Raw genomic sequence first — 7,343 nt, forward strand, 5'->3', positions numbered from 1 at the left:
CAACGACGGCCAGGAGATGTGCATCTTCCTCATAGATGTCATGTGGGGAAAAGTCGAAGGCATCCGCATCGGACACCGCGTTTCAGCGGCCAAGGAGCTGCTGAAACGGGCATTCGGCAGGAGCCAGGGCATACCACTGCCCAATCCTCCAAGAAAGACCGCACCCCCAGGAACGATCCCAAGGCCAGACCAGCAGGTCCAGACCGAGACAGCCCAGGAAGCCGAGTCTGCGTCCGTTGCCACTGTTGAAAGTACGCCGCAGCGGGAGCCCGTCGAAGGGCAGTCGGCTCCACCTACCCAGACACAGGTCGCGACTGCTCCCGTTCATCCTGTCGAAGATCCGCTGCGGGGGGAGCTTGTCGAAGAACAGCCCGAGTCTACCTACGTTCGTCCTGAGCCTGTCGAAGGACGGCCCGAAACCAACCCCAACTTCGACCCAGACATGTACAGGGCAGCGAGCAAATGCCTGGACCCCAACTTCGATCCCATGCTCGCAGCCTCAAACGAAGACTACCTGTTCAACTACGACGGCTGCGACAACATCAGCTGCCCGTTCCACGGCGATCCCGAAGACCCCGACTTCGATCCCAACGCCCACCACTACTGACCCCCAATACCCCAACGACATGCTCAATCCCGCGTGGCAACCCAGACGACGTGATGTGCGCCTCCCCTGCGTTTGCTTCCTCCACGCGCCCGGACCTTGACCTCTTCCACCTTGAAACGGGCACGGCGCAGACGCCTGACGAATGCCGGTTGAGAATCGGCAGACCATATCGCCAATACCCCGCCACGGCGCAACGCTTTGTAGGAGGCGGTCAGCCCCTGTGGGCTGTAAAGCCAGTTGTTGCCCTTGCTGACCATCGCCTCCGGGCCATTGTCGACATCGAGCATGATGGCGTCGTAGGTGCCTTTGGCGGCCGTTATCAGTTCGATAACGTCAGCTTCATGGACTTCAGTCCGGCGGTCGTCAAGTGGCCGGTCGGCCAGATCGGCGAGCACTCCCCGGTTCCATTCAATCACGGCTGGCACCAGCTCCGCGACCACCACCCGGGCATCCTCTCGAAGGATGTCCAGCGCAGTCCTCACCGAGTAGCCCATTCCCAGTCCGCCAATCAGAACACGGACCTTCGACCGTTTTGCCAGATTCTGACAGCCAAGCATGGCCATAGCTTCTTCCGACCCATAAATCCGGCTGTTCATGAGTTCCATGTTGTCCGCTTGGAGCGAGAACTCTTGGTCACGTTGGTACAGAACGAGCTCCGCTCCCCCGCCAGGGGTCTGGGCCCGTCCGATCAGGTGCCAGGGTTTCATTGATACCTCACGATCATGTCTGGAGCAGCCGGGGCAACCGGTCTTCTACCACACTTTCCATCGAGTTGCCCCAATTCTATGGAAGGCGGCGGACGGTACGGCTTTTGAGCGCGACTCCCGAATGCTCACATCCGCCATGCCGGACCATATTACCCTGCCCTGTATGAATACAGAGTTGTTGAGAGAAGTCTCCTGTGCCACTACCGACATTCTTCGGGCACAGGCGATGTCTTTCAGGTTAACACCCATTGTCGATTCGGGCGGCACAGGTTAAGTTCGTACTGTCGATATTGTGTTGAGCAATAGCAAAGGATGGGGAGCGATGCTGCAGCGAATAGGTGCGATCTACTTACTTGGGGTGTCGGTGGTTGTGGCGGGCTACTTCATCATCAACCCTCTACACGCAGAGTCATACGACCCGGCGAACATCTGGTCCGTCCTGGACGTACTGATGGTTATTGCGGCTGTTCCAGCGCTGATCTTCAACACTCGCCGCAAGCTGCGGGAAGGGAGACCCAGTGACGGGGAGCCGCCGTCCCATCGGTACTGGGAGACCAACATAGTGTTCTACGCCACCATTGGGCTGACAATACTTCTGCTGCACAACTGGTTTTACGACCTCGCTCTGGGTCTGGAGGTGGGCGACCACCAGGGCTTCGTGAAGTGGGCATTTGTGGACACGCTGTTGCCGCTGACTTTTGGAGCGACAGGATTCGCCATGTGGCGCGGGTCGGAGCAGGGATAAGCAGCAACTTTTGCATCGCCAGTTCGACACCCCGTAGAACGTAGGTGCCCGCGAGTGACAGATTGCAGCGCTTCTACTACGACGGGATGATTCGGCACCCTGCGAACTGTCGCTATCCGGCCGGAAGTGGTCGTGCCTGTCGACCGGGACCGCCGGTGCCCTCCCTCAGGTCCTTCGCCGTCGCCTCATCGACGCCCCTGGGCCAGCGGCGCTTGAGCGGGTCGCTGACAGTGAAGCTGAAACTGCCCACGCCCTCGACGCCAATCTCGATGCTGTCGCCGTCCTGCATCGCGCCGAGACCCTGGTGGTTGGTGCCCATGAAGAGCACGTCGCCGGGGCTGATCTCCTCGATTGCCGCAACGTACTCGATCGACTCTGCGATGGAGTGAGCGAGGTCATCGGTGTTGTAGTTGACGCGCAGCTCACCGTCGACGCTCAGGGTGACCTGCAGGTTCTCCGGGTCCGCGATTTCGTCCCCGGTCGCTATGCATGGACCAAGAGGACAGAATGTGGGGTGCGACTTGTGCTCAGCGACCGGCAGCGTGTTGGGCACACGGTCGCCTCTGCCTCCCGGCATTCGCGCCGAGACGTCCACACCCGCCGTGTAGCCAAAGACGTAGTCCATCGCCTCCGACGCCGGTATGTCCTTGCCGCCCCTGCCGAAGACCAGCACGAGCTCTGCCTCATGGTGAAAGATGTTGGCGTCCACGTCAGGGAGGACCACCGTGCCGCCCGGCCCGAGGAGGCTGTGGAGTCTCTTTGTGAAGCCCCACATCGGTGCGGGCTCCCGTGTGCCGAACTCTCGGAAGTTGCCTCCCATACAGAGGATCTTATTTGGCTGCGGCAGCGGCGCCTGCAGCTGTGCGCCGGTGACCGGAGTGCCCTCGACGACGCGGGATTCGAGCTGGGACTTCAGGTCATCGTAGTTGGTGATCAGGTGGGAAATCGCTGCCTGGCCGCCACCGGGGCAGAGGTCACTGATGTCTATGACGCCCGAATCGGACAGGATGCCGGGCTGGTTATCGTTGTACATCACGAACTTCATTGGACCCACCATGTTTCGTTTGACTTGCTGATTGGCCGCTGACGCGATGGTACAACTTTGGGAGCGATCGAGTAAGTTCAGTCACTCATGAGGTGGCAGGTGCGGTTCCTGTACGATGGCAGCCAAAGTGAGGTGAACAATGTCTGACGATGTCATCAGGCTGTCGGCGGCGGAGGCCATGGAGCAGCCGGAAATGGGCTACGACGAGTTCGACTTGATCGTCGACAGCAGCCTGCATCCACGCTCTCCCGATGTCCTCTTCGACAAGCTGGGTACGCTGATCAGTGGGATGACCGAAGCCCGGATTTTGGACGCGGGTTGCCGCGACGCGACGCACATGTGCGAGATGGCGAAGCGTTTCGGTGCGCTGGTCTGGGGCATCGATTTCATCGAGAGCAACGTTAGGCTCGCCGTGGAGAAGATCGCGGACGCTGATCTGTCTGATCGAGTCAGCGTGGCGAGGGGCGCCATCCAGTCGCTGGAATTTCAGGACGGCGCATTCGACGTGGTGTGGTGTCGGGATATGCTGCCCCTCGTGCCGGACCTGCGGCGCGCTTTCTCGGAGTGCGCCCGTGTTCTGAAGACGGGTGGGCACATGCTCATCTTCTCCAACTTTGCCACGGACCTGATGGAGCCGTCGGAAGCCGAGCGGCTCTGCGGGCCACTTGGAGTATGCGTCGACAATCTGTCCAGGGACTACTTCGAGGCGGCATTTCATGACTCAGGGTTCCAGGTAGTGGAGCACGAGCGCATTGACGGTGAGTGGAGAGAGTGGCGAGAGGAGGAGGGAGACCGTCATACCTCCCGGCAGATGCTACGGATAGCCCGTATGCTGAGGAGCCGGGACAGCCTCATAGCCAAAGTGGGGCGCAAGGACTACGAGATCGAGCTCGCAGACTGCTACTGGGGTGTGTACCACATGATCGGAAAGATGTCAGGATCGATCTACACACTGCAGAAGGCGTGAGAGGATGGATTGCAGAGACTGTACGCCACATGGAAAATGTTGGTTAACCATTGAGGAGGTGCACTGTGGCTGATAGACCGCTGGAGGGGAAGGTGGCGATCGTCACCGGGGCTGGAAGTCCCATCGGGATGGGACGCGCGATGACACTGGGACTGGTGCGTGCCGGGGCCAGGGTGGCACTGACCGACATAAGCCAGGAGTGGCTGGACGAGACCATCAACGAGGTGCTGGAGGTCGGCGGAGACGACTGCGCCACTGCCATCGTCTCGGATGTAACAGACGCGGAGTCGTGCCAGGATGCGGTGGACGCCACCATAGCGCGGCTGGGCGGGCTGCACATCCTGGTGAACAACGCCGGCATCAACTCCAGGGCCGGTGGAGTGGGGAACAACCCCGCCAACTTCTGGGAGAACTCTCCTGAGGCGTGGAGTCGGGTGGTGGCGGTCAACCTGAGCGGCAACTTCTACATGGCCAGGGCGGCGGTCACCCATATGCTGGACCAGGGATGGGGTCGCATAATCGGAGTGACCACCAGCATGGACTCCATGTGGCGCAGGGGTGGGTCTCCGTACGGCCCATCCAAGGCTGGTCACGAGGCGCTGGTGTCCATCATGGCCCAGGAACTGGAGGGCACCGGAGTTACCGCCAACGTCCTGGTCCCAGGAGGCGGCACCTACACCAACATGACCTACAGCGGCGAGCCCAACCAGAGAGACCACATGATCGAGCCCGAAGTGATGCAGAGCCCGGTGGTCTGGCTGGCGTCGGAAGACTCGAGTGAGTTCAGCGGCCGGCGCATAATCGCTTACTACTGGAACGACGATCTTCCGCTGGAGGAGCGGCTGGAGAGGTGCAGCGCTCCGGCGGCCTGGCCGCAGCTTGGACGACAGGCCATCCGCCTCAGCCCGTAAGAGGCAATTCTGGATATTCGCGTCGTCCAGATCGGCCAGCGAGCCACACATCACATACAATGAAGACATAAGCTCGCACCCTAGGCCTTTGGGGTGTATGTCTGGTGACCGGATGGAACGCTGAGCTCGTTTTTCATGAGGAGAGAAACATGGGCAATTTTGAGCAACTGCAGCGCCGACTGGAAGCGGGTGAGACGATACTGATGGACGGGGGTATGGGCTCGGAGTTCGACAGGCGGGGGCTGACAACTCCCACCACGTGGTCGGGCGGTCCGATGATTACTCATCCCGATCTGGTGAGGGACGTTCACCAGGACTACATAGAGGCGGGCGCCGAGATTATCATCACGAACACCTTCAGCACGGGTCGTGATGTGCTGGAACAGGTTGACCTCGAAGACAAAATAGTCCAGGCCAATAGGCAGGGAATCGAAGCGGCGGTACAGGCAAGGAGCAACACCGGGACTGAGGACTCGGTGGTCATCGCGGCCTCAGTATCCACGATGTCTCCCAAGGCGCACGCCAAAATTCCGGTGCCATACGAGAAAGCCCTGGAGACCTACCGGGAGCAGCTGGCGGAGATGGCCAAGGGAGGCGCTGACGTGGCGGTTGGCGAGATGCTGGTCCGGATTTCAGACACGCTGGCGGTTATCGACGCGGCAGCGGAGTCGGGCCTTCCGGTGTGGGTCGGGCTCTCCCTGGTCCCGGATGGAGACGAGCTTTACCTGGGCATCCAGGACAGGCATGGATGTGAGACCCTTCAGGACGCCATGGACGCCATCAAGGACAGGGACATCGCGACGGTGTTCATAATGCACACGTCCGTGGACGACACGGCGCCCGGGCTGGAGATAGTCAAGAAGAACTGGTCGGGGACCTTCGGCGCCTACGCCCATTTCCCACGCGCCGGCGGCCCAATCCCGGGACAGGGCATAGAGCCACAGCAGTACCTGGAGTACGCCAAGGTGTGGAGTGAGCAGGGGGCGCTGATAATCGGTGGCTGCTGCGGCACGAGGCCCGACCACATCAAGGTACTCAGAGAGTGGCTGTCGAGGTCATATGGGTAGGTAAACTGGCAATTCGTTCGTCACCGGATCAAGTCCGGCGCAGGCACTGAGCTTGTCGAAGGACACCCCCGGCCCCTGGATTGCCGAGCGGCGAGCCACTTCGTGGGTTCCCGCTTCCGCGGGAATGACGGTATGTGAATACCTACCCCTGTCAGCCCTCAGGGAGAGGGGTCTATTTGGTGGTGTTCACGCCTGCCTGCATACCCCTGCCTTCCCTGTCAGTTACTGGCGGGCGAGGTGGGCCGTGATCATCTCGCGGTAGCTCTCGAGGTCAGGGACATTGGCACCGGGGATCTTGGCGAGGTCGTCCCAGGTACGGACTCGTACCATGGACTGCCAGTTGGGCGACCGTTGGAAGTCCTGTACCTCTTCGGCCGACATGGGGCCGCCCTGAAGACGTAGGGACTCGACGCTGACGTCGGACAGCTTTGCAGCATAAGCCTCGTCCGTGGCGACGAGGTAGCGCTTCGCTGCGACATGGCCGCTGACGATGTCGGCAACGTCATCGGAGAAGCCCAGATCCCTGAGCACCTGGGCTCCGACCTCATCGTGCTCGACTACGCCAACGCTGGTCACCTGCCGGCCTTCGACAGGCCAGATGTGGCCGATGTCGTGCAGGAGTGCGGCGATGATTTCCTGATCGTCACCGTCGTCTTCGCCGGCGAGATGGGCCGCCTGCAGGGCATGTTCAAGCTGCGACACCTGCTCGCCGTGGTACTCCGCCTGTCCGGCTGAACTGAGAAGGTCGAGAACGCGATCGGCAGTTGCAGCCGGGTCGGTGGTCATGGCGGGCTCCTTGGTTGGATGTCGTGGCCTATCTTACCGAACTCCTGGGTGCTGGTGAGACTGTGTAGGTCTGTGTGGGTACTCAGGTGGGAGCAGGAAGAGTTCGATGGCCTTCTTCACACCTACACATTGACCTTACAGAATGTGTTCGTTGTCACGAGAAGAATAACCTTGATATGTAAGAGATACATAGCAAATTTCTGACACATTTAGCGACATGAACAGTGTGATTAGATGACTTCTATAGCCCACAGGATCATGAAGAGCGTATCCGATCGCGACAAAGGCGAGTGGGTATGCACGCCCAAGGATTTCCTCGATCTTGGCAGTCGCGAGGCCGTCGATCAGGCACTGTCGCGACTCGTCAAAAGTGGCAAACTGCGCCGGGTTGGCCACGGACTTTATGATGTGCCCAGGATGAGTAACGTTCTATCAGGCTGCTGAAAAAGGCTTGCTGAAGCCTCGTTCTTTGGGTTGGCGAGATACAATGCACTCACCAGTCCAACTG

The 7,343-nt window shown here is 60.3% G+C and carries 8 protein-coding genes; 5 read left to right on the forward strand and 3 right to left on the reverse strand.

What is annotated here, in order from left to right; genetic code table 11:
- On the forward strand, positions 1-607 hold a 607-nt coding region (locus J4G14_14500), incomplete at its 5' end, for a hypothetical protein (GenBank protein ID MCE2459001.1).
- 23 nt (positions 608-630) lie between these two features.
- On the opposite strand, the gene J4G14_14505 is transcribed toward J4G14_14500, so the two are convergent.
- The gene (locus J4G14_14505; protein ID MCE2459002.1) at positions 631-1,314 is read right to left on the reverse strand and encodes a spermidine synthase; all 684 of its coding nucleotides are present in this window, start codon (positions 1,312-1,314) and stop codon (positions 631-633) included.
- A gap of 322 nt (positions 1,315-1,636) precedes the next feature.
- Here J4G14_14505 and J4G14_14510 point away from each other — a divergent pair, with 322 nt between their 5' ends.
- Positions 1,637-2,059 (forward strand): hypothetical protein, encoded by a 423-nt coding sequence (locus J4G14_14510; GenBank protein ID MCE2459003.1) that lies wholly within the window; start codon positions 1,637-1,639, stop codon positions 2,057-2,059.
- 112 nt (positions 2,060-2,171) lie between these two features.
- On the opposite strand, the gene J4G14_14515 is transcribed toward J4G14_14510, so the two are convergent.
- Positions 2,172-3,104 carry a fumarylacetoacetate hydrolase family protein gene (locus J4G14_14515; protein MCE2459004.1) on the reverse strand — a complete coding sequence of 311 codons (933 nt, stop codon included), beginning with the start codon at positions 3,102-3,104 and terminating at the stop codon, positions 2,172-2,174.
- 139 nt (positions 3,105-3,243) lie between these two features.
- On the opposite strand from J4G14_14515, the gene J4G14_14520 reads away from it, so the two are divergent.
- From J4G14_14520 to J4G14_14530, 3 genes are all read left to right on the forward strand, one after another.
- Complete coding sequence (locus J4G14_14520; protein ID MCE2459005.1) at positions 3,244-4,071, forward strand: methyltransferase domain-containing protein; 828 nt, start codon at positions 3,244-3,246, stop codon at positions 4,069-4,071.
- 65 nt (positions 4,072-4,136) lie between these two features.
- The gene (locus J4G14_14525; protein ID MCE2459006.1) at positions 4,137-4,982 is read left to right on the forward strand and encodes an SDR family oxidoreductase; all 846 of its coding nucleotides are present in this window, start codon (positions 4,137-4,139) and stop codon (positions 4,980-4,982) included.
- A gap of 149 nt (positions 4,983-5,131) precedes the next feature.
- On the forward strand, positions 5,132-6,049 hold the full coding sequence (locus tag J4G14_14530) for a homocysteine S-methyltransferase family protein (GenBank protein ID MCE2459007.1): 918 nt from the start codon (positions 5,132-5,134) through the stop codon (positions 6,047-6,049).
- 222 nt (positions 6,050-6,271) lie between these two features.
- On the opposite strand, the gene J4G14_14535 is transcribed toward J4G14_14530, so the two are convergent.
- Positions 6,272-6,835 carry an HDIG domain-containing protein gene (locus J4G14_14535; GenBank protein MCE2459008.1) on the reverse strand — a complete coding sequence of 188 codons (564 nt, stop codon included), beginning with the start codon at positions 6,833-6,835 and terminating at the stop codon, positions 6,272-6,274.
- Positions 6,836-7,343: the final 508 nt, after the last annotated feature.

It is taken from the genome of Dehalococcoidia bacterium (genome assembly GCA_021295915.1).
Taxonomy (GTDB): domain Bacteria; phylum Chloroflexota; class Dehalococcoidia; order Lucifugimonadales; family UBA1123; genus VXRN01.